Below are 24,731 nucleotides of genomic sequence, written 5' to 3'. Positions count from 1 at the left end.
GTGCAGCGGTTTTGGGACCACGACATGCATGAAATAAAGACTTAAAGCGCGACGCGCTGTGAGATTCACTTGCTCCTGACGCAGCAAAACCCGGCGCCGTTTCCAGCGCCGGGTTTTTCATTTCCTCGGGAGGAAAAACTCAGTCGATATTGAAGGTCAGCGGCTTTGCCTGGCGAACCGCCTGGTGGGCCGTCAACTCAGCCAGCACGGCGTCATCAACCTTGCCGTCGACATAGAGCAGCGCGATAGCGTCGCCGCCCTGTTTGTCACGGCCGAGCTGGAAGTTGGCGATGTTGACGCCGGCAGCACCAAGCGTCGTGCCGATGAAGCCGATCATGCCAGGGACGTCGGTGTTGGTGATATAGATCATGTGCGAGCCGACATCGGCATCGAGGTTGATGCCCTTGATCTGGATGAAGCGCGGCTTGCCGTCCGAAAACACCGTGCCGGCGACCGAGCGTGTCATGCTTTCGGTGGTCACCGTCAGCTTGATATAGCCGTCGAAGACGCCTGTCTTGTCGCGCTTGACCTCGGAAAGCACGATGCCCTTTTCCTTGATCATGATCGGCGCCGAAACCATGTTGACGTCGGCGACCTGCGGGCGGATGAGGCCGGCGAGCACTGCGCTCGTCAGTGCCCGCGTGTTCATGTTGGCGGTGATGCCGTCATAGAGGATTTCGATTTCCTTGATCGGCTCTTCGGTGACCTGGCCGACGAAGGCGCCGAGAACGTCGGCAAGGCGAATGAAGGGCTTCAGGATCGGCGCTTCCTCAGCCGTGATCGACGGCATGTTGATGGCGTTGGAGACCGCACCATTGACGAGGTAATCCGCCATCTGTTCGGCCACCTGCAAAGCGACGTTCTCCTGCGCCTCGGTCGTCGAGGCGCCGAGATGCGGCGTGCAGACGACGTTCGGCAGGCCGAAGAGCGGGCTTTCCTTGGCGGGCTCGACCTCGAACACGTCGAAGGCGGCACCCGCGACATGGCCCGACTTGATCGCTTCGGCAAGCGCTGCTTCATCGACCAGGCCGCCGCGGGCGCAGTTGATGATGCGCACGCCTGGCTTGGTCTTTGCCAGCGCTTCCTTGTTGAGGATGCCGCGCGTCTTGTCGGTCATCGGCACATGCAGCGTGATGAAATCGGCCCGGGCGAAAAGCTCTTCGAGTTCGACCTTGGTGACGCCCATCTCCTCGGCGCGCTCCTTGGAGAGGAACGGATCGTAGGCGACGACGTGCATTTTGAGGCCGATGGCCCGGGCGCAGACGATCGAGCCGATATTGCCGGCGCCGATGACGCCGAGCGTCTTGCCGGTGATCTCGACGCCCATGAACTTCGACTTCTCCCACTTGCCGGCCTGCGTCGAGGTATCGGCTGCCGGAAGCTGGCGGGCGACGGCGAACATCAGCGCGATCGCGTGTTCGGCCGTCGTGATCGAGTTGCCGAAGGGCGTGTTCATCACGATGATGCCGCGGCGCGAGGCGGCCGGGATATCGACATTGTCGACGCCGATGCCGGCACGGCCGACGACCTTGAGGTTCGTCGCCCCCTCGATGATCTTTTCCGTCACCTTGGTGGCGGAGCGGATGGCCAGGCCATCATACTTGCCGATGACTTCGAGCAGACGGTCTTTATCCTTGCCGAGCTGCGGTTCGAAATCGACTTCGACGCCGCGGTCGCGAAAAATCTGGACGGCGGTTTCCGACAATTCGTCGGATACGAGAACGCGAGGTGCCATGAGGGCCTCCTTCAAAAGTGTTCGGCGATGAATGAATCAGGAATGCTGCTCCGCTCTATGGCGGAGCCGAATGCGATCATCTCAGGCGGCGGCCTGATTAAGCTGCGCCTTCTGTGTTTCGAAGGCCCAGGAAAGCCAGGGCATCAGCTTCTGCATGTCGGATGCCTCGATCGTGGCGCCGGCCCAGATGCGCAGGCCCGACGGCGCGTCGCGGTAGTGGCCGACGTCATAGGCGACACCTTCCTTTTCCAAGAGACCGACCAGGCCCTTGGCGAAATTCGCCTGGCCGTCGTCGTCAAGCGCTGCGATGTCCTTGTCGACGATCTTCAGGCAGACCGAGGTGTTGGAGGCCGTTTCCGCCTTGACGGCGAGATTGGCGATCCAGTCGTTTGCCGCGACGAAATCGTGGATGACCTTGGCATTGGCATCGGCACGCGCAATCAGCCCCTTGAGGCCGCCGAGGCCCTTGGCCCAGACAAGCGCATCGATATAGTCCTCGACGCAGAGCATCGACGGCGTGTTGATCGTCTCGCCCTGGAAGATACCTTCCGTCAGCTTGCCGCCCGAGGTCATGCGGAAGATCTTCGGCAGCGGCCAGGCCGGCGTGTAGGTGACCAGACGCTCGACGGCGCGCGGCGAGAGAATGATGACGCCGTGGGCGCCCTCGCCGCCCAGAACCTTCTGCCAGGAGAAGGTGACGACGTCGAGCTTGGCGAAATCGAGAGCCTGCGCGAAAGCGGCCGAGGTGGCGTCGCAGATCGTCAGGCCCTTGCGGTTATCAGGGATGAAATCGGCATTCGGCACGCGCACGCCCGAGGTGGTACCGTTCCAGGTGAAGACGACGTCGCGGTCGAAATCGACGGCGGAGAGATCGGGAAGCTCGCCGTAACCGGCCTCGAGCTTGCGCACATCCTTGAGCTTCAGCTGCTTGACGACATCGGTGACCCAGCCGGCGCCGAAGCTTTCCCAGGCGAGCATATCGACGCCGCGTTCGCCGAGCAGCGACCAGAGCGCCATTTCGACGGCGCCGGTGTCGGACGCCGGAACGATGCCGATGCGGTAATCCGCCGGCACTTCGAGAATTTCACGGGTAAGGTCGATGGCCTGCTTGAGCTTGGCCTTGCCGACCTTCGCGCGGTGCGAACGGCCAAGGGCCGCGTCGGAAAGGGCTTCGAGCGACCAACCGGGGCGCTTCGAGCAGGGGCCAGAAGAAAAATGGGTATTGTGCGGACGGATGTCCGGCTTTGCGGTCTTCGCCATGATGCTATCCTCTCAGATAGAAAGCCCTTCGTTGGGGAAGGGTGTCCCGCCGCCGTGTGTATGGATCCGGCGCGTCATAGTCAAGATCGAAGTGTCGCGGGCGGAACATATTTTGGCGCAGGGCGGTAGGGCCGCAATACGAAAAGCCGCCCGGTTGGGGGCGGCTTTCAAATGTCTGGGAAATGGACTTACTTGTAGACAGGCTGCTGCAGCGGGATTTCCGGCGGCGGTTCGTAGCTCGCCTGGGCGCAGCCGCCGAAGAGATAGCGGGCACCGACGCGGGCTTCGTGAACGCTGAGACCCTTGTCGCGGCCCGGGCCGCCATTGTCGGCATAGCCGAACATGTTGCCGCCGTCGATATGCAGGTAGCGATAGCCGACATCGGCCTTGACGTTGCAGGTCACGTCGATCGAGGCGCCGGCCATGAGGGCGTAGGTAAAGCGCCAGTTGCCCTTGCCGCCATGGGTGACCTGGTCGTCGCAGAAGCTGCCGTCATCGGCGCAGGCGACGTTGCGCAGGTTCTTCCACTTCACGTAAGAACCACCGATACCGGCGCCGACATAAGGCGTGACGTAGCCGTAGGTGCCGAGATCGACATAGGCGTTGGCGAGCAGCGTATAGGCTGTCAGCGAAGAGCGGTCGCTCGAAGTGCAGTCCACCAGCGGAAAGCCGCACTGCCCAACCGTCGAGCCCTTGAAATCCGCCTGGGTGAGATAGTCGAAGGTCAGATCGGTGCGCAGATAGCTGTTGATCTGATAACCGACACCGCCGCCGATCGTCCATGCGTCATCGAGATCAGCGTCGTCGAAATCGACTTCCGTCGCGTTGCTGCCCTGAAAATAGCGGGCGCCGCGCAGATCGGTAAAGGCATAACCGACGTCGCCGCGCAGGTACCAGCCGGTCGCTTCGGTGACCGTTACCTCCGGCGGCTGCTCCGGGATAGGCTCGGCAGGAGCGAAATCCGCGGAATAGGCATTTGTCGCGATCAACAATGCGGCGAAGATGCCGGACAAGCTTCTTTTCATGGATCCCACTCCAAAATCCCGTTGCGTCGGCAGGCTGAATCGCCGCCAATCTGGTACGCTTCGTATGGATAATGAATTGGAAACGTTAAAAGCTGCTTAACTATAAATGGGAAGAAACGTTAAGAGAGAGATTGGCGGGCAAGTTCCTCGATATGGTGAAACTCGGCCAAAGGCTGGCAGCCCCGGACTTGCCGAATATCGCCAGCCGCAATGCCAAGAACCCCCACCCCGTCAAATCGCTAAGTTGGTTTCCTTCGCCATCAAGTCGGTCGGCTCCAATCGGCGAACCCTGTCGTTACTTCCACTGCGTCGCGTTTTCGGCGGCGCAGCCGTACGGGGGCAGGGAGGTGCCAAAGGTCGTTTTGAGCTTGGCACAGCCCCAGGCATTGATCGGGCCTGGCATGGCATTGTTGAGCGTGATGCCGATTTCATCGTAGGGGCTGTCGGTGTTGGTGATGTAGCGGTACCAGCGGAAACCGGTAAAGACGACGAATGCGAGAGCAATCGTCAGCAGCAGGCGCACCAATTTTTTCATGATATTTCCTTTGAATGCAAACGCCGCCGTGTAGCATCCGCGTGTGGAGGTTGACAGCGCTGTCACCAAGGCATCGGCAAATTTCCGTGGATGCCGCCTCAGTTCTCACTGCGCCCCGACATGCTGCGGCTGCCGAGGTTTGCTCCCCCTCGGAAGCCAAGCTGGCAAGTCACTGAAATGCTGTCTTCGGAACGGCGGAAACGGTTCCGGCGGGAAGTCGATCCGGAGTGGATCTTCGAACCGAGGCGCCAATAACCAAAAAGCCGGCACTTGCGTACCGGCTTTTGAAATTTCGCCTCAAAAAAAATCAGGCGGCGGTGCGGACGTTCGAGATCGTGCCGATCAGCTCGTTGACGATGCGTTCGATCTGGGCGCGGTCGTCACCCTCGGCCATGACGCGGATCAGCGGCTCGGTGCCCGAGGGGCGGATGACCAGGCGACCGTTCCTGGCAAGCTCGGCTTCGGCATCGGCGATCGCCTTCTGCACTTGGATATCCTCCAGCGGCTTGCCGCCGCTGATGCGGACATTGCGCAGGAGCTGCGGCACCGGCTCGAAGCGGCGGCAGACCTCGCTGACAGTCCTTCCGGTACGCTTGACCGCGGCCAGGATCTGCAGCGCGGCGACGAGACCATCGCCGGTCGTGCCGTAATCCGAAAGCACGATGTGGCCGGACTGCTCGCCGCCGACATTGTAATTATGCTGGCGCATATGCTCGACGACATAGCGGTCGCCGACCTTCGTCCGGGCAAGGCCGAGGCCCTTGTCATCGAGGAAACGCTCGAGGCCGAGATTGGACATGACGGTCGCCACGATACCGTTGCCGCGCAGCTGCTGGCTCTCGGCCCAGCTCTCGGCGATGACGGCCATCAGCTGGTCGCCGTCGACAATCGAGCCGTTCTCGTCGACGATGATGACGCGATCCGCATCGCCATCGAGCGCGATGCCGATATCGGCACGCACCTCGTCGACCTTCTTCTGCAACGCGACGGGGCTGGTGGAGCCGCAATTGAGATTGATGTTGGTGCCGTTCGGCTCATTGCCGATGGTGACGACCTCGGCTCCGAGCTCCCAGAGCACGGCCGGCGCCACCTTGTAGGCAGCGCCATTGGCGCAGTCGATGGCGATCCTCAGGCCCTGCAGCGTCACGTCGCGCGGCAGGGTGCGCTTGGCATGTTCGATATAGCGGTCATGCACCCCGTCGACACGCTTGGCGCGGCCGATATCGTCGGACTTGGCAAGCTGCGCATTCAGGTCCTTTTCCAGCAGATCCTCGATCTCGGCCTCGATGTCATCCGACAGCTTGTAGCCGTCAGGGCCGAAGAGTTTGATGCCATTATCCTCGTAAGGATTGTGCGAAGCCGAGATCATCACGCCGAGATCGGCACGCAGCGAGCGTGTCAGCATGGCAACAGCTGGCGTCGGGATCGGGCCGAGAATAAAGGCGTCAAGACCGGCGGCCGTGAAGCCCGCGACCATGGCGTTCTCCAGCATATAACCGGAAAGGCGCGTATCCTTGCCGATGACGACGCGGTGGCGGTGATTGCCGCGGCGGAAGATCGTTCCGGCGGCAATGCCGACCCGCATGGCGAGATCCGGCGTCATCGGGAAGACGTTGGATTGGCCACGAATGCCGTCGGTACCGAAATAGCGTCTTTTCATCTGCACTCCTGCGCTTTCCGCGCGCCATTCAAGGCAGCGCATCGTTCCAAGCGAATCCGGCTTCAGTGGAATGTCGTCAATCCAGGAGCGTGATTCATGCTTGCCTCAATTCAGCGGAATGCCACAAAATGCGGCGATCAGCACGTAAATTAGCGAGAAAAATGATTATATCCCGTTACCAATAGAAAAGGCCGGATCTCCCACTTCGGAAATCCGGCCTTGTTCGGGTTGGTGCCGCTGTTCAATGCGGCTGCGGTTCGAGGCCGCCTTCGGGCTCGTCGCCCTTGGTGGCAGGCCGTGCGCCGGCCTTCGGAACGGCCGAGCCACGGCTCGGCGGCGAATCATCACCGAGATCGCGGGAAGGCTTTTCGCCGCGGATCAGCGCCTTGATCTCTTCGCCGGTCAGAGTCTCGTATTCGAGCAGACCTTCGGCAAGGGCGACGAACTCGTCGTGCTTTTCCGTAAGGATCGTGCGGGCCTGCGTATAGGCTTCGTCGATCAGGCGGCGCACTTCATTGTCGATCTTCTGCGCGGTTGCTTCCGAAACATTCTTCGACTGCGAAACCGAGTGGCCGAGGAAGACTTCCTGCTGGTTCTCGCCATAGGCGACCTGACCGAGCTGATCGGAAAAGCCCCACTGCGTGACCATGGCGCGGGCAAGCTTGGTCGCCTGCTCGATGTCGGAAGAAGCACCCGAAGTGATGTTCTCCTTGCCGAAGGTGAGCTCTTCGGCGACGCGGCCGCCCATCATGATGCAGAGGCGCGAGACCATCCACTTGTAGCTCATCGAGTAGCGGTCGCCCTCGGGAAGCTGCATGACCATGCCGAGCGCACGGCCGCGCGGAATGATCGTCGCCTTGTGCAGCGGATCGGCGACGGCGACATTGAGCGCGGTGATGGCGTGTCCGGCCTCATGGTAAGCGGTGAGCTTCTTTTCCGCCTCGGTCATCGCCGAGGAACGGCGCTCGGCGCCCATCATGATCTTGTCCTTGGCGTCCTCGAACTCCTGCATGGTGACGACGCGCTTGTTGCGGCGGGCGGCCATGAGGGCGGCTTCGTTGACGAGGTTCATCAGGTCGGCGCCGGAAAAACCGGGCGTACCGCGGGCGAGGATCTTGAGATCGACATTCGGCGCCAGCGGAACGTTGCGCGCATGCACCTTGAGGATACGCTCACGGCCAACGATGTCGGGGTTCGGCACCACGACCTGACGGTCGAAACGGCCGGGACGCAGCAGCGCCGGGTCAAGAACGTCGGGACGGTTGGTAGCGGCGATCAGGATCACGCCTTCATTCGCCTCGAAGCCGTCCATTTCGACCAGCAGCTGGTTGAGCGTCTGCTCGCGTTCGTCATTACCGCCGCCGAGACCGGCGCCGCGATGACGGCCGACGGCATCGATTTCGTCGATGAAGATGATGCAGGGCGCATTCTTCTTCGCCTGCTCGAACATATCGCGCACACGGCTTGCACCGACGCCGACGAACATTTCGACGAAGTCGGAACCTGAAATGGTGAAGAAGGGCACATTGGCTTCGCCGGCAACCGAGCGGGCGAGCAGCGTCTTGCCGGTGCCCGGAGGACCGACGAGCAGCACGCCGCGCGGGATCTTACCGCCGAGACGCTGGAACTTCTGCGGATCACGCAGGAATTCGACGATTTCTTCGAGATCCTGCTTGGCCTCGTCGACACCAGCAACGTCTTCGAAAGTCACGCGGCCATGCGCTTCGGTGAGCAGCTTGGCCTTGGACTTGCCGAAGCCCATCGCGCCGCGTGAGCCGCCTTGCATCTGCCGCATGAAAAACAGCCAGACGCCGAGAATCAGAAGCATCGGCAAAAGCGTGCCGAGATAGCTGAGGAAACCCGAAGAGCCGTCCGTTTCAGGACGGGCGGAAACCAGGACATTCTTCGACTGCAGGCGATCGAGCAGACTGTCGTCGATCACAGGCGAATAGGTCTGGAAGGTGGTGCCATTTTCAACATAGCTTCCGGAGAGACGGTTGCCCGTGACCACGACGTCCTTCACGCGGCCCGCATCGACCTCACGCAGAAACTGCGAATAAGGGATTTCGCGGGAGCCCGTCTGTGCCGGCGCCGTCTGAAACATACTGAAAAGGGCGATCAGCAGAAGCGCTATGATCGCCCACAAGGCGAAATTTCGTAAGTTAGGGTTCATTGAACTCCCCAGCATGGAACAGCCGCCTCATGGCGACCGTCTTATTCGTTTCTAACATAGGGTTGCGCCGTGCGATTGCCAAGGCGATCCCCTAAGTCAGATGGTTTTTCCGTCAATACTTCTTAAAGGCAGCCTCGCATAGGGCGCCGTCGCGAAAACCGCCGAAAGCCTATTGGCAAAGATGAAGTCAAATCGTGTCAAAAAGCGGTCGAAGGGTGCGAAATAGGGTGCCAGTTCGACCATGCGGGCGGATTCCGGAGATAAAAAGTCCGCTTTGGCAAATATAACTGGCGCCGAAGCGACAGCGCGCTTCCATGCCGCCTTGGGAAGGTGCTGCATACGCCCCCTCATTCCTGTGCTTGCCACAGGAATCCAGCCACCGCGCGTCTGCGTCGTGCTTGACTCAATAACGCGTGAAGTGTCTTCCGCGCCCCAGGACTCGCTGGTTTCTTGTGACAAGCACAGGAATGAGGGGGCGTTTGCGGCAGCGACCTCAACCACTATCGATGTGGACAAACCATTGCGCGCATAATACCTTCCATCCCAAACCCCGGCCTCTCCCGGCTGCAACACCAGCGGCAATATCCCCCGGCTCTCGCGCGCCAGATAAAGCCCGTCACGCCTGAGATCGAACACCACCCTACCAGCGGTCATCCGTCCCGGCTCACCGCCGGTGACAAATGCAAGGATACGCTCCATGTGCGCCCTCCCCGGCGCAAACGGCAGCCCACCGAAAATGGCTGTCAGACGGCCGAGTGTATAATCGAGGACCGCCCGATCCTGCCGCAACCCGTCAGGCGTCACCTGCCCGAGCAGACCGCCGTGAAGCGTGAAATGACGATCCAGCCATTCTGCTCCCCTAGCCGCAAGTGCCAGTCGCGCTTCCCAGGCCGCGCGGATATTCCTCTCGGCACCTGCATCCGTCGAAAGCTTCCGGCGTGTTCGCACGCGCTCGTACGTCATATCTTCGTTGCTCGGATCATCGATCCACGGCACGCCGTGCTCTTTGAGGAAAGAGCGGATATCTGCCCGGCTGGAAAAGAGAAGCGGCCGTAAAATCCAAAAGCGTCGGTTGAAGAGCACCGCATCCGCAATGCCGGTCGAAATCTGCTCCGTTCGCATCCCACGCATCTGCAGTGTTTCGCGCTGGTCGTCGAAGGTATGGCCAGTGACGATGAGATCGGCTTCGAAACTTTCGGCGGCGGTTTCCAGCAGGCCATAGCGTGCCTCGCGGGCCGCCGCCATGATGCCGGTTTTCGGCTTGTCGCCCTCCCAGATCATGGTGGTGTGGGGAATGCCGAGCGATGTGCAAAGGGCTGCGACCTCACGCGCCTCGTCTGCCGAGCCGGCGCGCAGCGCATGATCGACGGTCGCAGCGCAAAGGGAAATCTTGAGATGGGGTGCGGCCTTCACGGCTTCATCGAGAAGAAGAAGCAGGCCGGTGGAATCGCTGCCGCCTGATATCGCGACGAGAATGCGCGCGGGGCTTTGAAGCGACAAAAGAAACTGGAGGATCGCCTGTAGAGGCGATGCGGTTTCCGGAGACATTCCGGAAGGCCTTAGCAGGCGAGGCGCTTCTGTTCGCTCGCAACCTTGCTTATGACGGCACGCGAGGCCTTCGGATAACGCTTCGACACTTCGCGCAGCGTCGCACAGGCCGTCTCGGTATTGTCGAGGGCGGCAAGCGACATGCCGAGCTTCAGCAGCATTTCCGGCGCCTTTTCCGAAGTGCCGTATTTCTGATGTGCATTGAGGAAGGTCTTGGCCGCCTCATTGTACTTGCCCTGCGAATAGAGCGCTTCGCCGAGCCAGAAATTGGCGTCCGCCGCCCGCGCGCTGCTCGGGTAGCGGGTGATATACTGCGTGAATTCCTGTTCGGCCGTGTTGTAATCGCCGGATAGCACGTGGCCATAGGCGGCCTTGTACTGGTCGGCCTCGCTGCCGAGCGAGGCGGTCTGCTGCGGCGTTTTGGGGCTGGCATCGGGAATCGGCCCGGAACCGATCGTGGCATTTTCGTCGACGCTTCCGCCGATCGGATTTCCGTTCTGATCGAAATCGATCGAGCCGAGCTCCTTCGGCGGCTGGCCGAGGCCGCTATTCTCAGGCACACTGGTGGAGGGAGCCGTTTCGGCTCCCTGCGGTGCTTGGATCACCTTGGCAATGTCGTCGCCGCCGGAGGCGGCAGGAGCGGCATCGGTCTCGCTCTTCTTGACAGGCGCCTTGACGGCACCGCCGGCACCCGTCTTTTCGAGCTGCTGGAAGCGGAATTCATTGTCTTCCTGCTGCTTGCGGATCGTCTCCTGCATCTGCAGAAGCTGAAAGCTCATCTCCTCGATCCGGCCGTTCAGCTGCCGCAACTGCTCTTCGAGCTGCTGCACGCGGACCTCCGCATCGCCGCTCTGCACCTTGACAACAGGCGGCGCCGCTTGATTTTCCGCGGATCGGCCGCCGAGATGTAGCCCGAAGAACGAGGCCGAATAGGCCGCCCGTTCGCTTCCGGTCACAGCCGCGAGGCACAGCATGCCTGCCACGACAAGTTTCTTCATATGTATCGTCCTGTCCCAGTGATTCTTCGCACCTCGATGGCACGAACAGGAGATTTTTCCAATTGCTTTCAAAAAGCAACGGAGTCTGGCCAAAGTGTGGTCAAAAAGAAAAGGCGGCCCCTGATGGGACCGCCTTCCAAAAGCGAGTTGTTGCTCGGCAATCACATGCCGGCGCCGCCAAGCACGGTAACCGCGCGGCGGTTCTGCGACCAGCAGGAAATATCGTCGCAGACGGCAACCGGACGTTCCTTGCCGTAGGAAATCGTCTTCAGCCGCTGCGCTGGGACGCCGCGCGAAGCGAGATAGTCCTTGGCGGCCGCCGCACGGCGGGCGCCGAGCGCGAGGTTATATTCGCGCGTGCCGCGTTCGTCGGCATGGCCTTCGACGGTGACCTGATAGTTCGGGTAGCGGGCGAGCCACTGGGCCTGACGGTCGAGAGTCTGCGAGGCATCGGCGCGGATCGATGAGGAGTCGGTATCGAAGAAGATGCGGTCGCCGACATTGACCGTGAAGTCCTGGGCAGAGCCCGGCGTTGCAGCCCCACCAGCACCGCTGCCGAGGCCGAGGTCGCCGGCGCTGTTCGGCGGCTTCTTGGCGCAGCTTGCGAGCGCGAGGCCGGCGATAAGCGCGATCATGACGGGGTTGCGGGCGAAATTCTGCATGCGGCTCATTGCCGGGGTATGAATTCGGCTCATGGCCGGTCTCCTTGCGATTTCATCAGGGTTTCCGGACAGTAACCGCACTCGGTTAACCGCCCCTCAAAGATTATGGTTAACGATTTGCTACCTTGTCCCTTGGCCGCTCGGTTCCATGACTTTGGGGCGACAAGAAGGCAGCACATCGCCTACTCCAGAAGCGGCGACCAGGCCGGGTCGGAAGCATAAGTCGGTGTCTTCACAAGCTGTTCGTTGTAGCCGGTCAGATCGATCGAATAGAGCTGGGGACCGCCCGACCCCGCCGCCTGGCGGAAGAACATCAGCACGCGGCCGTTCGGCGCCCAGGTCGGGCCCTCATTGTGGAAGCCCGTCGTCAGGATGCGCTCGCCGGAACCATCCGGCTTCATCACGCCGATCGAGAATTTGCCGCCGGCCTGTTTGGTGAAGGCGATGAGATCGCCGCGCGGCGACCAGACCGGCGTCGAATAGGAGCCGTCGCCGAAGGAAATACGGGTCTGGCCCGAGCCATCGGCGTTCATCACGTAGATCTGCGGCTTTCCGCCGCGGTCGCTTTCGAAGCTGACGCGTGCGCCGTCAGGCGAATAGGAGGGCGACGTGTCGATCGCCGCCGTCGAGGTCAACCGCGTCGTCGTGCGCGAGCGCAGGTCCATCGTATAGATGTTGGAATTGGCATCCTGCTGCAGGCTCATGATTACCTTCTGACCATCAGGCGAAAAGCGCGGCGAGAAGGTCATGCCGGGAAAATTGCCGACGACCTCGCGCTGCCCGGTTTCGAGCTGCAGCAGGTAGACCCGCGGCTGCTGGTTGGCAAAGGACATGTAGGTCACTTCCTGCCGGCTCGGCGAGAAGCGCGGCGTCAGCACGAGATCGCTGCCATCCGTCAGCATCCGCACGTTGAAGCCATCCTGATCCATGATCGCCAGCTGCCGCTTGCGCTGCTGTTTGGTGCCGGATTCGGAGACGAAGACGACGCGGGTGTCGAAATAACCTTCCTCACCGGTGATCTGCTTGTAGATCGCATCGGCGATGATGTGAGCCACACGGCGCCAGTTCTCCGGCTGGGTATAGAACTGCTGGCCGGTCATCTGCTGTCCGGCAAAAGTATCCCACAGGCGGAATTCGGCGCGAAGGCGGCCATCCGCTTCCTTGGTAACCCGGCCGGTGACCAACGCCTGGGCATTGATGACCTTCCAGTCCTCGAAGCGCGGCGAAGCGTCCGGGTTGGAAATTTTCTCGATGAAAGCGGACTTGTTAATAGGCGCAAACAATCCGGAACGCTGCAGGTCGGCGGCAATCACCTGTGAGACCTGCGCGCCCATATCGCCCTGCAGGAAATCCGTCACGGCAATCGGTAGCGGCTGAATATTGCCCTTGTTGATGTTGATTTCAACGCGCGCATTCGCCGGAGAGGAGGTAAGAGCGGCGGCAGTCATGCCCACGGCGACCACGAGCGCGCGGATGAGGGAACACTTGACCATATCAAACAAGCCTTTCAGCATCTTATTGGGTAAGAGCGCTGGTGTCGAAGTTGAAAATAACTTCCTTCCAGACATCGTATTTCTCTTTCGGAAGCATTGTAAAAGGAGCTGCGCGACGAACTGCGCGAAGGGCAGCATCGGCAATACTTTTCCGCGTACGCTCACTGCCACCGCTGACCTCGACGTCAGGGACGCCTACGATCTGGCCATCCCTATCAAGCTTTACGTGAACCTTCATATGTACGCTGCCGAGGTCTTTCTGCCTGGTATCGACGATGAAGTGACTTTCGATCGCATCTCGCATCGCATTAAATTCGGACGCACTGATAGCCGTCGCTTTTGCGCTGCGGTTCCCGCGATCAACCGTCTCCGCATCCGCATTGAGTGGAAAGGTGAAGCCAACGACGAACCCTGTCAGCACCGCGTATATCCCGAAAGCCTTCGCGAAATGGAACAGGTTCTTCGACACTTAAATCCCCAGATCGCTGGCATCGAAGTTGAGATCCATCTCGTTCCAGCCGTTTTCTCCCTCATATTTGTCTGCAGGCAAATTTTTGAGAGGAGATGATTTCATAACTGCGCGGTAGACACTGCTCTTGAGCGCTTGACGTGTTGAATCCGGCCCGCCTGAAGCAATGACCTCAGGATCGCCAACGACATTGCCGGCCGGATCAAGTTGAACACGAACCTTAAGATGAACCTCGTTAGCGCCGGCCAACCCGGAAACAACCGTCCAGTTGCCAGAGATTTGGCCGCGCACGGCATCAATCTCGCTCTGGCTAAGGGAAGCACCACCATTGCTTTTCTTAGCACCAAGCGATGCTTCTTGAGTCGAGCGCTTCGCACCCCCAGCGGAAGGGTCGGTCTTATTCAGCAGCGCAGCAACCTCGTCGGCATTGAAGTCGCTCTTCATCGATGAGGCGGATTTCGCCGTTTCCTGCTTCTTGTCCGCCTTCTTCTTGTCGGTCGGTGTGTCGGCGGTCTTCGGCTGATCCGCAGTCTTTTCCGGCGGCTTTTCGACGGGATTCTGTGGTTCCGGCGGCTTCACCTGCGGCTTGGCGACGGGGGTCGGCACGTTGTCCGGCAGCGCCTCGGCATCGGGCTTCGGCGGCTCCTCCGGCTTGGCCTGCTCTTCCGGCGGTTTTTCCTCAGGCTTCGGCGGCGTCACCTCGACCGGCTTCGGCGGCGGAATTGAAGCGACCTGCTTCGGCTGCTCGACTTCCGTTTCCTCCTTGACGATCTCCTTCACGTCATTCGGCTTAGGATCGATCTTCGGCATCGGCTTGTCGCTCGAATTCGCCGCGGCAGCCTCCGTATTGCTGGGTTTGGCGTTCGGCACCGGCGGTGTCTTCAGATCGACATTGTTGTCGCCGGCATTCTCGGCCGGTTGCGCAATCGGCGGCCGCGTCGTCGGCACGGGCGCGGAAGTCTCCTTCTTCGGAGCCTTCTTGTCGCCCTGCTGCATCTGGGTAATGGATTCCACCGGCACCAGATCGACCGGCATCGCCTCGAAATCCTCTACCTTAAAGGATTCCGGAGCGCCGAGCGATACCATCGCCCAGGTGAGCACCAGGCCGTGCAAAACAGCAGATGTGATGACACTGGCCTTCATTTTGCGCGCTATTGGTCCTTCTTCTGCTGCGTCACGAGGCCGATATTCTTGAAGCCCGCGCCCTGAATACGCGCCATGACATCGGCGATGACGCCGTAAGGCGCTGTCGCGTCGCCGCGCACGAAGATACGTTCATTATAACCGGTGGTGGCGATCGCCTCGAGCTTGGCGGCGATCTCCGCGGCCGGGATCGGCGTTTCCTGCAGGAACACCTCGCCGTCATTCTTGACGGATATGGTGATCGGCTGCGTCTCGGAATTCAGCGCCTTGGCCTGCGTTTCCGGCAGGTCGATCGGCACGCCGACGGTCATCATCGGTGCCGCGACCATGAAGATGATCAAAAGCACCAGCATGACGTCGACAAGCGGCGTCACGTTAATTTCAGAAATCACGGCCCTGTTCCGACCGCCGCGACGGCGTCGTCCGCCGCCCCCGCCGCCATTGCCTCCAACAGCCATACCCATGTGAGAATACTCCGTTGGTTACTGAGCGGCAGCGCGCGGCTGCAGTTTCTCGTCGATCTGGCGCGAAAGTATGGCGGAGAATTCATCCGCGAAACCTTCCATGCGGCCCGAGAGCTTGCCGGCATCGGCAGAGAACTTGTTATAGGCGATAACTGCCGGGATAGCGGCGACGAGGCCGATCGCGGTGGCCAGCAGCGCTTCGGCGATACCGGGCGCAACCACCGCAAGGTTGGTCGACTTCGAACCGGCGATCGCCTGAAACGAGGTCATGATGCCGACGACCGTACCGAACAGACCGATGAACGGACCGGCCGAGCCGATGGTCGCGAGCGATCCAAGGCGAGCGCCGAGAAATTCGGTTTCACGGGCGAGCGTCACATCCATCGCGCGGTCGATACGCATCTGCAGGCCGATCGGCGATCGAGCGCCACGTTCGAAGGATTTCTTCCATTCGCGCATGGCGGCCACGAAGATCGCCGCGAGCCCTGTATTGTTACGCTCCGACAGCGAGCGATAGAGTTCTTCCAGCGACTGGCCCGACCAGAACACCTGTTCGAACTTGTCGAACTGGCGCCGTGCGCGGCCATAGGCCAGGTATTTGTCGATGACGATCGCCCACGTCCACACCGAGGCCGCGATGAGCCCGAGCATGACGAGCTTGACGACGATGCCGGCCTGCATGAAAAGCGACCAGAGGCTGACGTCCGTCGTTGCTGCTGCCAATCCTACTTGTTCCATTGGTCCAAAATCCCCGAATCCAAACGCCCGGTGCTGGACCGGGCGGCACAAACTGATCTCGCAAGAAGTGTCCGGCGGCCGCCGCCCAAAGCCCTGGTCAAACTTCCAAGCTCATCTTCCGCCTTCTTGCCGTCAAATTTGGTCAAAGGAAGGCGTGCACCGCACAAACTCCGACTTTCCCAGTAAGACACTATTATGGTTAATAGATCGTTAGTGCCGGACTGTGACAGTAAGCCTGTGTTTGGAAGATTTCGTTCCATGGATTACTTGACCGGAGCAAGGTCCGGCTGCCGAAAGAGCGCTCATCCTGCGGCGCGGGAATTCCTTCACATAAAACTCAAGTTCTGACAAGACCTGAATTTCAAGCGATTTTGACTACAACGGCTGGCTGCCTTCCAGGAATTTCACCGCCAGCGTTTCCGGCAGCCGCCTCGGCCGCCCCCGGGCGTTGATGACGGCGATAATCACCTTGGCGGCGATCAGCAGCGTCTCGCCCGAGCGGATCTGCTGATTGAGTACCATCTTGGCGCCGCCGGCTTTTTCCGTATGCGTCAGGATCGTCAGCACATCGTCCATGCGCGCCGGGCTCTTGAAGTCGATCTCCATGCGGTGGACAACGAAAACCAGCCCCTCCTCGTCGGCACTGACGAGTTCGCGCTGCTCGACGCCGAGGCAGCGCAGATAATCGGTGCGGCCGCGCTCCAGGAAATGCAGATAGCGGGCGTGATAGACCAGGCCGGAGAAGTCCGTATCTTCATAATAGACCCGTTGGACGAGGCTGTGTCCGGCCTCCGTCAGCTCTCCCGAAATGGAAAAAGGGCGTTCCGTCATAATTTTCTCCAAACTCAGGTGCCCTGTTTGGCGCAACGCTTCCGGACAGGCAAGCATTGAATGATTGTCACAATTCCTAACTATTCCCGATAATGAGCGACCAATCAGGAGACGATGCGATGAAGATTGCGGTTATGGGCGGAGACGGTTTCATTGGTTGGCCAACGTCGCTGCATCTCTCCGATGCCGGGCACGACATCCATATCCTCGACAATCTCTCGCGCCGCTGGATCGACACCGAACTTGGCGTTCAGTCGCTGACCCCGATGGATTCGATCCAGGAGCGCACCCGAATCTGGCATGCAGAAACCGGACGCCGCATCCACTTCAATCTGATCGATCTCGCCAAGGATTACGAACTCCTGAAAAACTGGCTTTCCGAACACCGCCCGGATGCCGTCATCCATTTTGCCGAGCAGCGGGCCGCGCCCTATTCGATGAAGAGCGACCGTCACAAAAACTACACCGTCAACAACAATGTCAGCGCCACGCACAACCTGTTGAACGCGCTGACGGAGCTCAATCTCGATACCCATCTCATCCATCTCGGCACCATGGGCGTCTACGGCTATTCGACAGTCGGGGCGGCGATCCCCGAGGGTTACCTGCCGGTCGACATCGAGACTGCAGGCGGCGAGACGGTCAGCCAGGAGATCCTCTATCCCTCCAATCCCGGCTCGATCTATCACATGACCAAGTGCCTGGATCAGCTTCTCTTCCAGTTCTACGCGCGGAATGACGGCCTGAGGATCACCGATCTGCACCAGGGCATCGTCTGGGGTACGCATACCGAGCAGACGCGCCGCCACGCGCAGCTGATCAACCGTTTCGACTATGACGGCGATTATGGCACGGTGCTGAACCGCTTCCTCATCCAGGCGGCGATCGGCTATCCGCTGACGGTGCACGGCACCGGCGGCCAGACCCGCGCCTTCATCCATATCCAGGATTCGGTCCGCTGCATCGAGCTGGCGCTGAAAAACCCGCCGGCTCGCGGCGCCCGCGTCGAGATCTTCAACCAGATGACAGAAACCCACCGGGTGCGCGACCTTGCCGAGATGATCGCCAGGATGAGCGGCGCCAAGATTGCCTGGCTGCCCAACCCGCGCAAGGAAGCCGCAGAGAACGAGCTGATCGTCCGCAACGAAAAATTCCGCGATCTCGGCCTCGAACCGATCACGCTGGAAGCCGGCCTGCTCGGCGAGATCGTCGACGTCGCGAAGAAGTTCGCCTATCGCGTCGACCGCTCGCGCGTGCCGGCCGTCTCCGCCTGGACCAAGGACATCGCCGCGACAATCAATCACGATCCGGAAGGCAAGCGGCTGAAGTCGGTTTCATGAGCACCGCAATATGACGAACACCAGCGGGATGCCCGCCCGCTTCGCCTATGTCACACTGGTCACCAATGCCGATTACGCCATGGGCGCGACCGCGCTTGCCCGCTCCCTGCGCCAAACCGGCACTAGGGCCGATATCGTCATTCTCCACACCGGCGGCGTCGATGCGGCCGCCCTTTTGCCCCTGAAAGCGCTCGACTGCCGCCTGATCGAGGTCGAGCACCTGCCGCTCTCTGCCGCCTTCAACGAACGCCATGCGCGTGGCCAGCTCCATTCGACAGCCCCTTTCACCAAGGGCCGCAAGCCGGATTTCCATTCGCCGCTCGACAATTTCTGCAAGCTCAGGCTCTGGCAGCTCGTCGAATACCAGCGCTGCGTCTTCATCGACGCCGACGCCCTCGTGCTGAAGAACGTCGACAGGCTCTTCCTCTATCCGGAGTTTTCCGCCGCCCCGAATGTCTACGAAAACCTCGCCGACTTCCGCCGGATGAATTCCGGCGTCTTCGTCGCCACGCCCTCGCATGACACGTTCCGGCACATGCTCGAAAGGCTCGACAGGCCAGACACGTTTTGGCGGCGCACCGATCAGACCTTTCTCGAGACGTTCTTCCCGGATTGGCACGGCCTGCCGGTTTATTTCAACATGCTGCAATATGTATGGTTCACCATGCCGGACCTTTGGGACTGGAAGAGCATTTCGATCCTGCATTACCAGTATGAAAAACCGTGGGAAAAGGATCATCCCAAGGCAGCGCGACTACAACCTTTGATCGATCTGTGGCACCGTTTCCACGATGGCGGCGACGTGCCTGAGATCACGGCGCTGGACAATCCGGAAGGGGCAGCATGAAGGTACTGGTATCGGGTGGAACGGGTCTCGTCGGCCGGTATGTCGTCGAGGAACTGCTGGCCGCCGGATATCAGGTGATCGTCGGCGGGCGCCGCGCGCCGCTGCCCCGCCTCTTCTCCCGCCCGGTCGAGTTCGCAGCGCTTTCGCTCGATCCCGACAAGGATCAGATCGATGTCTTCGATGACGCCTATTTCTTCGTCCACGCCGCTTTCAGTCATGTTCCGGGCAAATATCGCGGCGGCGAGGGCGACGATCCGAAGACCTTCCACAGGTTGAACCTCGACGGCACCGTCCGGCTTTTCGAAGCCGCCAAACGCGCCGGCACGCGCCGCTGCGTCTTCCTGTCCAGCCGCGCCGCCTACGGCGAACATCCCGAGGCAACCGAACTGACGGAGACGATGCTGGCCAAGCCCGAAACACTCTACGGCCAGGTCAAGCTCGATGCCGAACGCGCGCTTGCCCATCTCTCCACGCCGGGCTTTGCCGGCGTAAGCCTGAGGGCGACCGGTGTCTATGGCGATCTCTCGCCGAACAAATGGGACGGCCTCATCGCCGATTACCTCGCCGGCCGGTCGGTTGCTGCCCGGCTGGGAACGGAAGTTCACGGCCGCGACCTCGGTCGGGCGGTAAGACTGATGCTGGAGACAGAAAGCACCCGGATCTCCGGCGAGGTCTTCAACGTCTCGGACATGTCAGTCGACACACGCGATATCCTTTCATCCATCCGCCGCGAGACGGGCTGTCGGCACGCGCTGCCGGCCCCTGCCGATAGCGCCGCGCTCAATCCCATGAGCACTGCGAAAATCCGCGCGCTCGGCTGGGCGCCCGGCGGAGCCCCTCTATTCGACGAGACGATGCAGCGGCTGGCCGCTGCGCTGCCTAAATCCCCAAGACACAGGTCCACGCAAGTCTGACGTTGCAGAATGCGCCCGAATCGCAATCGGGGCCTCGAATTAAAAATCGGGGAATTGTTCATGCAGGTCGCAACCACGTCTGCCTCCATCATCTTGCGCGGCGCGTCTTCGACGGCAGCCATTACAGCCGCCGGAAGCGAGACCGATCAGGGCGTGCTGAAGCTGCAGCGCGCCACCCAGGCGCTGCAGCAGATGCGCCAGACCTTGGCGAACTCGGGAGACGAGGCCAAGGCGAAGGCACAACGCAAGCTCGAAGAGGCAAAACAGGAGTTGGAGATGCTGCGCAGCTCCAACATGGCACCTGAGGTGGTCGCCCGGCTGGCCGCCGAACTGGCGCGCAAGGTCGGCACCGCCGCCTCCGGATTCGCATCATCAGTCGCGACCGGCAGCCCGGCAACGGCTGTTCCGGTGGATGCCACCACGGGTGCAACAGCAGTCGCAACGAGCGGGGCCGCTGCTGCGTTGACGGATACTTCAGGAGAAACTGCGGCCGGCGAGACCGGCTCGCAGGAACCGGACGCTACCGCCAACACCCGCAAGGCCTATGCGAGCGTCGCCGAGGATGCCCCGAAATTCTCAGGAATCTCGGCCGATGATCGCGAAACGATGGAAGAGTTCAAGGCGGTCGTGCGCGAACTCAAGCAAGTGCTCGAAAAGGCGATGCGCGAGTTGCGGCAGCAGGACCGGCAGGCCGGGGCCAATATGGCAGGCTTCTCCATAGCCACGGCGACAATACCGACAAGCATCGTCGTCTGACGATCGCTGCTGCCGGCGGCCGAGGCGTGAAACGAGCGCGATGCTGTCGCATCCGGCATTTGCATCGGACATCCCGCCGTCTATGCTCGGGTAAATCTCTCAGAACCGGCAGATCCAATGACCTCTAGAGAATTGAAAGCGCAGCTGCGCAACGAACGGCTGTCCGCCCGCGACGCCATCCCCGCCGAGAAACGTGCCGCCAAAAGCCTAGCAATGGCCGACCATGCCGGCGAGGCCGTCGGTTTTGCGCTGGATACGATCGTCTCCGGCTTCCTGCCGATCCGTTCTGAAGTCGATCTCAGGCCGCTGATGGCGCGCTTTGCCGTACGCGGGGCGCGGCTCTGCGTGCCGGCGATCCTCGATCGGCAGACGATCGTCTTTCGCGAGCTGGCGGAGGGTGCACCGCTCGTCGATACCGGTTTCGGCACGGTCGGCCCGAGCTCGGATGCCGCCATTCTCGATCCCGATATCATGCTGGTGCCGCTTTCGGCCTTCGATGCCCGCGGCCACCGCATCGGCTACGGCGCCGGCCACTACGACCGCGCCATCAGCCGGCTAAGGCAAAAAGGCCTGCATCCGAAGCTGATCGGCATTGCATTCGACTGCCAGGAAGTGGCACATGTGCCCGACGAGCCGCACGACATAAGCCTGGATGCCATCCTGACAGAAAGCGGCCTTCGCTTTTTTGCCTCTTGGATTGGATAGGGAATGCGGCTGCTTTTTCTGGGTGACATGGTCGGCAAGACGGGACGCACGGCGGTCTGGGATCGCCTTCCGGGTCTGGTCTCCGACCTCAAGCTCGATTTCGTCGTCGTCAACGGCGAGAACGCCGCTGGCGGCTTCGGCATCACCGAGGACATTTTTCTGGAAACGATCAATGCCGGCGCCGATGTGGTGACGACCGGCAATCACGTCTGGGACCAGAAGGAAGCCGTCGCTTTTGCCGGCCGCCACGATCAATTCCTGCGTCCCGCCAACTATCCGCAGGGCACGCCCGGCCGAGGCTCCGGCCTCTTCTATGCCAGGAACGGCGCGCGTGTGCTCGTTGCCAACGTCATGGGCCGGGTCTTCATGCATCCCGAACTCGACGACCCCTTCAAATCGGCTGAGGTCATCCTCGACGCCTGCCCGCTGAAGGAACAGGCCGATGCGATCATCTTCGATTTCCATGCGGAGGCGACCAGCGAGAAGCAGTGCTTCGGCCATTTCGTCGACGGCCGCGCCAGTTTCGTCGTCGGCACCCACACACATGTGCCGACCGCCGACGCACAGATCCTGAACGGCGGCACGGCCTATCTGTCGGATGCCGGCATGTGCGGCGACTACGACTCCTCCCTCGGCATGGACAAGGAGGAGCCGCTCAATCGCTTCATCTCCAAGATGCCGAAGGGCCGCATGGAGGCAGCCAACGGCCCCGCGACGATCTGCGGCGTCGGCGTGGAGATCTCGGATACCACAGGACTTGCCGAAAAGATTGCGCCGCTCCGACTCGGGCCGCGGCTGGCCGAAACGGTGCCGGAGTTCTGGCGGTAAGGGGCGACGGGCGGCCATCCAACACGCAATTGTGAGCATCCGCCGTCTGGACCCCTGCGGCCTCATGCCGCATCCTCCCCGCCACTCGCGCATAACCCCGAAAATCGGAATCGATTTTCGGGGTTATGCGCCGATCGAAGGGTGATAGAGCGCCGGAGGGGTGGCATGAAGCCGCGATATCTTGTCCTCGCTATCGCATGCCTTACGGCCTTCGCCGTGCCGAATCTTGCCGGGGCGCAAGAGCAGCGGCCGCCGGTCAGCCAGTGCCAGGCGATCGCGCAAACCATCCCCAAGGTGACCTTCGCAAGCTTTTCCGGCGCCCCGCCGCTGGTGCCTGCCGTCTCCGAGGGCGAGGACGTCAAACTGACCTTCCTCGGCCATTCGACCTTCGAGATCGATACGCCCGGCGGTATCGTTATCGCGACCGACTATAATGGCTGGTACAGGCCGGCAACACCGCCCGATGTCGTGACCATGAACAAGGCGCACACGACCCACTATACCCTGACCCCCGATCCCGGCATCAAACATGTGCTGCATGGGTGGAGCGACATTCCGGGCGAGAAGGCCGATATCAATCTCGTCGTCGGCGACGCTTATATACGCAACGTCCCCACGGATATCCGCTTCAGCTACGGCCTCGGCGGCGCGCATGAGAACGGCAATTCCATCTTCATCTTCGAGATCGCCGGCCTCTGCATCGGCCATCTCGGCCACCTTCACTATGAGCTGACGGATGCCCATTATACCGAGATCGGCCGGCTCGACATCGTCATGGTCCCCGTCGATGGCGGCCTGACCATGGGCGCCGACAGCATGAGCCGCGTCATCAAGCGGCTACGCTCGTCGCTGATCCTGCCGATGCACCGGCGCGGCCCGCCGGTCGAAGCCTTCGTCTCGATGTTCGGCAAGGATTTCGACGTCGCCAATGCGCCCGATGACAGCATCACCGTCTCGATGCGCACGCTGCCGAAAAAGCCGCTGATCTATGTGTTGAAGGGCGTGCAGTAAAAAGGCCCGGCGGTTTTCCTTCTGCAGCGCCGCGCGTCTTTTCAGACGCGCAAAGGACGCTGTAGCACTTTGAATTGCTGCATAATTTTATCCTTAAATCGATTCCGATTTAAGGAATTATTGCAGGAGCCTCGCGCATCAAGCGAACTGCAGATGGCGCTTAATGCCGACATCCGGCATCTTGTCGTCGTCGAGATTGGCCTTGGCGATCTCCCAGCCGAATTTCAGCTTGTTGCCCGTGGAAACCCAGATCTCGGCATCGTCGACATGGAGGGACAGCATGGTGAGCTTGGCGTCCTTCTTGCCGCCGTCATACCAGGCCGCGACGATCGAGCTCCAATATTCCTCGATCTTGGAGGGGTCAGGATGCACCTCGATCACACCGGCGAGGCAGGCGTGATAGTCGTGATCCTTGCCGATGACGCAGAAATGCGCGCGGCTGCCGGGCTTGATGGCGCGCACGATGTCGGCGTCGGTCTTGGTGTAGAACCAGATGGTGTTGGTGGTGGGATCGGCATGCGGCGCCATCGGCTGCATGTGCATGTCCAGTCCGGAAATTCCGAGCATGCCGGCATGAACACCGTTGACCTGATCCCAGAGCTGACGTGCTGGATGTTCCTGCGCCTCACTGAGACTTGCCATGATCGTTCCTTTCCGTTGGATGGAGTTCGGTTGAAACGTCACCCCCTCGCCTTTGTTCCCGACTGCTTTTTCCTTGAACGGGTGCCGTTTCGCTCTTATAAGGCGGCCCATTCCGAACAATGAGACGTGAACAGGGGTGCCATGGCTGGCCATTCACAGTTTAAAAACATCATGCACCGCAAAGGCCGTCAGGATGCCGTGCGGTCGAAAATGTTCTCCAAGCTTGCGCGCGAAATCACCGTTGCCGCCAAGGCCGGCCTGCCCGACCCGACGATGAACGCCCGCCTTCGCCTGGCAATCCAGAACGCCAAGGCCCAGTCCATGCCGAAGGACAATATCGACCGCGCCATCAAGAAGGCAGCCGGTGCCGACGGCGAAAACTACGATGAAGTCCGCTATGAGGGCTACGGCCCCGGCGGCACGGCGATCATCGTCGAGGCCCTGACCGACAATCGCAACCGCACCGCCTCCAACGTCCGCTCGAGCTTCACCAAGGCCGGCGGCGCTCTTGGCGAAACCGGCTCCGTTTCCTTCTCCTTCGACCATGTCGGCGAAATCACCTACAAGCTTTCCGTCGGCGATGGCGACAAGGTGATGGAAGCCGCGATCGAAGCCGGCGCTGACGACGTCGAGTCCGACGAAGACGGCCACTACATCACCTGCGCTTTCGAAGCCCTCGGCGAAGTGGCGAAAGCGCTGGAATCGAGCCTCGGCGAAGCCGAAACCGTCAAGGCCATATGGCGCGCCCAGAACAACGTCCCGGTAGACGAGGAAAAAGCTCAGTCGCTGCTGAAACTCATCGACAGCCTGGAAGACGATGACGACGTGCAGAACGTCTATTCCAACTTCGAAGTCTCGGAAGAAGTGCTGGCGAAGCTCTCGGCCTGATCTCCGCAGGCAGGGGTCAAATAAAAACCCGGCCGCAACGCCGGGTTTTTTCTTGCCGGGAAGATG

At 61.0% G+C, this 24,731-nt stretch carries 24 protein-coding genes; 8 read left to right on the top strand and 16 right to left on the bottom strand.

Annotation, left to right across the window (positions count from 1 at the left end):
* Window positions 1-139 precede the first annotated feature (139 nt).
* The 15 genes from serA to ybgC all read right to left on the bottom strand — a co-directional run bounded on the left by serA (window position 140) and on the right by ybgC (window position 16,734).
* Window positions 140-1,735: a phosphoglycerate dehydrogenase gene (serA, locus tag OLZ32_RS07325; RefSeq protein WP_003542699.1), complete on the bottom strand. Its 1,596-nt coding sequence runs from the start codon at window positions 1,733-1,735 to the stop codon at window positions 140-142.
* Between the two features lie 81 nt (window positions 1,736-1,816).
* The gene (locus tag OLZ32_RS07320; protein ID WP_264420367.1) at window positions 1,817-2,995 is read right to left on the bottom strand and encodes a phosphoserine transaminase; all 1,179 of its coding nucleotides are present in this window, start codon (window positions 2,993-2,995) and stop codon (window positions 1,817-1,819) included.
* A gap of 188 nt (window positions 2,996-3,183) precedes the next feature.
* Window positions 3,184-4,020, bottom strand: coding sequence for an outer membrane protein (locus OLZ32_RS07315; RefSeq protein ID WP_003542702.1), 837 nt, complete (start codon window positions 4,018-4,020; stop codon window positions 3,184-3,186).
* A 295-nt stretch (window positions 4,021-4,315) separates the two neighbouring features.
* A complete protein-coding gene (locus OLZ32_RS07310) occupies window positions 4,316-4,555 on the bottom strand; it encodes a hypothetical protein (protein ID WP_062945198.1) in 240 nt (79 codons plus the stop codon).
* Window positions 4,556-4,862: 307 nt separating this feature from the next.
* Entirely contained in the window at window positions 4,863-6,215 is a 1,353-nt protein-coding gene (gene glmM, locus OLZ32_RS07305; RefSeq protein ID WP_003542705.1) for a phosphoglucosamine mutase, read from the bottom strand.
* Between the two features lie 241 nt (window positions 6,216-6,456).
* Complete coding sequence (gene ftsH / locus OLZ32_RS07300; protein WP_017989342.1) at window positions 6,457-8,388, bottom strand: ATP-dependent zinc metalloprotease FtsH; 1,932 nt, start codon at window positions 8,386-8,388, stop codon at window positions 6,457-6,459.
* Between the two features lie 96 nt (window positions 8,389-8,484).
* Window positions 8,485-9,936, bottom strand: coding sequence for a tRNA lysidine(34) synthetase TilS (gene tilS, locus OLZ32_RS07295; protein ID WP_264420364.1), 1,452 nt, complete (start codon window positions 9,934-9,936; stop codon window positions 8,485-8,487).
* Between the two features lie 11 nt (window positions 9,937-9,947).
* On the bottom strand, window positions 9,948-10,934 hold the full coding sequence (ybgF, locus tag OLZ32_RS07290) for a tol-pal system protein YbgF (protein WP_003542712.1): 987 nt from the start codon (window positions 10,932-10,934) through the stop codon (window positions 9,948-9,950).
* A gap of 161 nt (window positions 10,935-11,095) precedes the next feature.
* Complete coding sequence (gene pal, locus OLZ32_RS07285; protein WP_003542713.1) at window positions 11,096-11,629, bottom strand: peptidoglycan-associated lipoprotein Pal; 534 nt, start codon at window positions 11,627-11,629, stop codon at window positions 11,096-11,098.
* Window positions 11,630-11,778: 149 nt separating this feature from the next.
* On the bottom strand, window positions 11,779-13,089 hold the full coding sequence (gene tolB / locus OLZ32_RS07280) for a Tol-Pal system beta propeller repeat protein TolB (RefSeq protein ID WP_264420362.1): 1,311 nt from the start codon (window positions 13,087-13,089) through the stop codon (window positions 11,779-11,781).
* 22 nt (window positions 13,090-13,111) lie between these two features.
* The gene (locus tag OLZ32_RS07275) at window positions 13,112-13,558 is read right to left on the bottom strand and encodes a TonB C-terminal domain-containing protein (RefSeq protein ID WP_264420360.1); all 447 of its coding nucleotides are present in this window, start codon (window positions 13,556-13,558) and stop codon (window positions 13,112-13,114) included.
* Window positions 13,559-14,701, bottom strand: coding sequence for a hypothetical protein (locus tag OLZ32_RS07270; RefSeq protein ID WP_264420358.1), 1,143 nt, complete (start codon window positions 14,699-14,701; stop codon window positions 13,559-13,561). It lies immediately after the preceding gene.
* A gap of 8 nt (window positions 14,702-14,709) precedes the next feature.
* Window positions 14,710-15,165 carry a protein TolR gene (tolR, locus tag OLZ32_RS07265; protein WP_003542730.1) on the bottom strand — a complete coding sequence of 152 codons (456 nt, stop codon included), beginning with the start codon at window positions 15,163-15,165 and terminating at the stop codon, window positions 14,710-14,712.
* Between the two features lie 18 nt (window positions 15,166-15,183).
* Window positions 15,184-15,903 (bottom strand): protein TolQ, encoded by a 720-nt coding sequence (gene tolQ / locus OLZ32_RS07260; protein WP_003542733.1) that lies wholly within the window; start codon window positions 15,901-15,903, stop codon window positions 15,184-15,186.
* A 375-nt stretch (window positions 15,904-16,278) separates the two neighbouring features.
* The gene (ybgC, locus tag OLZ32_RS07255; protein ID WP_028742193.1) at window positions 16,279-16,734 is read right to left on the bottom strand and encodes a tol-pal system-associated acyl-CoA thioesterase; all 456 of its coding nucleotides are present in this window, start codon (window positions 16,732-16,734) and stop codon (window positions 16,279-16,281) included.
* 119 nt (window positions 16,735-16,853) lie between these two features.
* Here ybgC and OLZ32_RS07250 point away from each other — a divergent pair, with 119 nt between their 5' ends.
* From OLZ32_RS07250 to OLZ32_RS07220, 7 genes are all read left to right on the top strand, one after another.
* Entirely contained in the window at window positions 16,854-18,074 is a 1,221-nt protein-coding gene (locus OLZ32_RS07250; RefSeq protein WP_264420355.1) for an NAD-dependent epimerase/dehydratase family protein, read from the top strand.
* Window positions 18,075-18,084: 10 nt separating this feature from the next.
* Window positions 18,085-18,921 carry a glycosyltransferase gene (locus OLZ32_RS07245; protein WP_264420353.1) on the top strand — a complete coding sequence of 279 codons (837 nt, stop codon included), beginning with the start codon at window positions 18,085-18,087 and terminating at the stop codon, window positions 18,919-18,921.
* Window positions 18,918-19,835, top strand: coding sequence for an NAD-dependent epimerase/dehydratase family protein (locus OLZ32_RS07240; RefSeq protein ID WP_264420351.1), 918 nt, complete (start codon window positions 18,918-18,920; stop codon window positions 19,833-19,835). The genes OLZ32_RS07245 and OLZ32_RS07240 overlap by 4 nt, the downstream gene beginning before the upstream one ends.
* A gap of 60 nt (window positions 19,836-19,895) precedes the next feature.
* Window positions 19,896-20,591 (top strand): hypothetical protein, encoded by a 696-nt coding sequence (locus tag OLZ32_RS07235; RefSeq protein ID WP_264420349.1) that lies wholly within the window; start codon window positions 19,896-19,898, stop codon window positions 20,589-20,591.
* A 117-nt stretch (window positions 20,592-20,708) separates the two neighbouring features.
* Window positions 20,709-21,296 (top strand): 5-formyltetrahydrofolate cyclo-ligase, encoded by a 588-nt coding sequence (locus OLZ32_RS07230; protein WP_003542741.1) that lies wholly within the window; start codon window positions 20,709-20,711, stop codon window positions 21,294-21,296.
* A gap of 3 nt (window positions 21,297-21,299) precedes the next feature.
* Complete coding sequence (locus OLZ32_RS07225) at window positions 21,300-22,124, top strand: TIGR00282 family metallophosphoesterase (RefSeq protein WP_003542742.1); 825 nt, start codon at window positions 21,300-21,302, stop codon at window positions 22,122-22,124.
* Between the two features lie 165 nt (window positions 22,125-22,289).
* Window positions 22,290-23,135 (top strand): MBL fold metallo-hydrolase, encoded by an 846-nt coding sequence (locus tag OLZ32_RS07220; RefSeq protein ID WP_003542743.1) that lies wholly within the window; start codon window positions 22,290-22,292, stop codon window positions 23,133-23,135.
* 138 nt (window positions 23,136-23,273) lie between these two features.
* On the opposite strand, the gene OLZ32_RS07215 is transcribed toward OLZ32_RS07220, so the two are convergent.
* Window positions 23,274-23,777, bottom strand: a complete 504-nt coding sequence (locus OLZ32_RS07215) for a pyridoxamine 5'-phosphate oxidase family protein (protein ID WP_003542744.1) — start codon at window positions 23,775-23,777, stop codon at window positions 23,274-23,276.
* A gap of 141 nt (window positions 23,778-23,918) precedes the next feature.
* Between OLZ32_RS07215 and OLZ32_RS07210 the strand changes: the two genes are divergently transcribed.
* Window positions 23,919-24,665, top strand: a complete 747-nt coding sequence (locus OLZ32_RS07210; RefSeq protein WP_003542745.1) for a YebC/PmpR family DNA-binding transcriptional regulator — start codon at window positions 23,919-23,921, stop codon at window positions 24,663-24,665.
* Window positions 24,666-24,731: the final 66 nt, after the last annotated feature.

The sequence above is a fragment of the Rhizobium acaciae genome, from assembly GCF_025941625.1.
GTDB classification, from domain to species: Bacteria; Pseudomonadota; Alphaproteobacteria; order Rhizobiales; family Rhizobiaceae; genus Rhizobium; species Rhizobium acaciae.
Note: the sequence above shows the minus strand (reverse complement) of the source record. Positions and strands in the feature narration are given on the sequence as shown.

Coding starts and splice junctions, on each gene's coding strand:
- tolQ (WP_003542733.1), bottom strand. CDS start 15,903: ATGGAACAAGTAGGATTGGCAGCAGCAACGACGGACGTCAGCCTCTGG.
- OLZ32_RS07235 (WP_264420349.1), top strand. CDS start 19,896: ATGCAGGTCGCAACCACGTCTGCCTCCATCATCTTGCGCGGCGCGTCT.
- OLZ32_RS07270 (WP_264420358.1), bottom strand. CDS start 14,701: ATGAAGGCCAGTGTCATCACATCTGCTGTTTTGCACGGCCTGGTGCTC.
- OLZ32_RS07250 (WP_264420355.1), top strand. CDS start 16,854: ATGAAGATTGCGGTTATGGGCGGAGACGGTTTCATTGGTTGGCCAACG.
- glmM (WP_003542705.1), bottom strand. CDS start 6,215: ATGAAAAGACGCTATTTCGGTACCGACGGCATTCGTGGCCAATCCAAC.
- OLZ32_RS07225 (WP_003542742.1), top strand. CDS start 21,300: ATGCGGCTGCTTTTTCTGGGTGACATGGTCGGCAAGACGGGACGCACG.
- pal (WP_003542713.1), bottom strand. CDS start 11,629: ATGAGCCGAATTCATACCCCGGCAATGAGCCGCATGCAGAATTTCGCC.
- OLZ32_RS07215 (WP_003542744.1), bottom strand. CDS start 23,777: ATGGCAAGTCTCAGTGAGGCGCAGGAACATCCAGCACGTCAGCTCTGG.
- ftsH (WP_017989342.1), bottom strand. CDS start 8,388: ATGAACCCTAACTTACGAAATTTCGCCTTGTGGGCGATCATAGCGCTT.
- tilS (WP_264420364.1), bottom strand. CDS start 9,936: ATGTCTCCGGAAACCGCATCGCCTCTACAGGCGATCCTCCAGTTTCTT.
- OLZ32_RS07230 (WP_003542741.1), top strand. CDS start 20,709: ATGACCTCTAGAGAATTGAAAGCGCAGCTGCGCAACGAACGGCTGTCC.
- OLZ32_RS07240 (WP_264420351.1), top strand. CDS start 18,918: ATGAAGGTACTGGTATCGGGTGGAACGGGTCTCGTCGGCCGGTATGTC.
- ybgC (WP_028742193.1), bottom strand. CDS start 16,734: ATGACGGAACGCCCTTTTTCCATTTCGGGAGAGCTGACGGAGGCCGGA.
- serA (WP_003542699.1), bottom strand. CDS start 1,735: ATGGCACCTCGCGTTCTCGTATCCGACGAATTGTCGGAAACCGCCGTC.
- OLZ32_RS07315 (WP_003542702.1), bottom strand. CDS start 4,020: ATGAAAAGAAGCTTGTCCGGCATCTTCGCCGCATTGTTGATCGCGACA.
- OLZ32_RS07220 (WP_003542743.1), top strand. CDS start 22,290: ATGAAGCCGCGATATCTTGTCCTCGCTATCGCATGCCTTACGGCCTTC.
- ybgF (WP_003542712.1), bottom strand. CDS start 10,934: ATGAAGAAACTTGTCGTGGCAGGCATGCTGTGCCTCGCGGCTGTGACC.
- tolR (WP_003542730.1), bottom strand. CDS start 15,165: ATGGGTATGGCTGTTGGAGGCAATGGCGGCGGGGGCGGCGGACGACGC.
- OLZ32_RS07310 (WP_062945198.1), bottom strand. CDS start 4,555: ATGAAAAAATTGGTGCGCCTGCTGCTGACGATTGCTCTCGCATTCGTC.
- tolB (WP_264420362.1), bottom strand. CDS start 13,089: ATGGTCAAGTGTTCCCTCATCCGCGCGCTCGTGGTCGCCGTGGGCATG.
- OLZ32_RS07320 (WP_264420367.1), bottom strand. CDS start 2,995: ATGGCGAAGACCGCAAAGCCGGACATCCGTCCGCACAATACCCATTTT.
- OLZ32_RS07210 (WP_003542745.1), top strand. CDS start 23,919: ATGGCTGGCCATTCACAGTTTAAAAACATCATGCACCGCAAAGGCCGT.
- OLZ32_RS07245 (WP_264420353.1), top strand. CDS start 18,085: ATGACGAACACCAGCGGGATGCCCGCCCGCTTCGCCTATGTCACACTG.